Source organism: Vibrio sp. 1288 (genome assembly GCF_033344475.1).
This window is the reverse complement of record NZ_JAWPOX010001080.1, coordinates 1-528: the sequence shown is the minus strand read 5'-3', so window position 1 is coordinate 528 and position 528 is coordinate 1. Positions and strand designations below refer to the sequence as shown.

At 38.3% G+C, this 528-nt stretch carries 1 protein-coding gene; it reads left to right on the top strand.

The window, feature by feature from the left end:
- A partial coding sequence (locus tag R8O11_RS31000; protein ID WP_318195363.1) for a chromosome partitioning protein ParA occupies positions 1–398 on the top strand: 398 nt, incomplete at its 5' end.
- Positions 399–528 lie beyond the last annotated feature (130 nt).

The following is a 528-nucleotide window of genomic DNA, read 5'->3' as shown; positions in this document are numbered from 1 at the left end:
TCACTGAAAAAGAATATCAAGAACTAGTTAAAAAGCAATGTATGGCTGGTTATTCAAAGCTTTCAGCATTTACTCGTGACGTCATCAATAATGCTGTAAAAGTCAAACCCATCATTCTAGAGGCATCTAAAGAGTTCTTTACAGAAACTTCAGAACTCAGTGATCAAATTAAAACAATTGCCACCGATATTGAGAATAGTAAAGCTCTCACAAGAGATGAAATAGAAAGTACTCTTGTAATATTAGCGGGACTATTAAGAGAGTTTCAGGCAACTCGTCACTTGCTAGTAAATAGCTTTACTCAAGAAGCGGCTTATGAAATAGCAAAACAGCATTTAAGTGAAGACAAGCTTGTTCAGGCACTGAAAGAATTCAGAGGGTCAAGTCATGATCTATAAGGAACCTGCACAAAAAGGCGGTGAGCACACTGAGCAGACCGTAGACGCTCTCATAAAGTATGTGGCTGGTGACGATGAACGAGTGGCTAAATATTTAGTAAATTATGGTGCAGGAATCACTAAAAGCGCT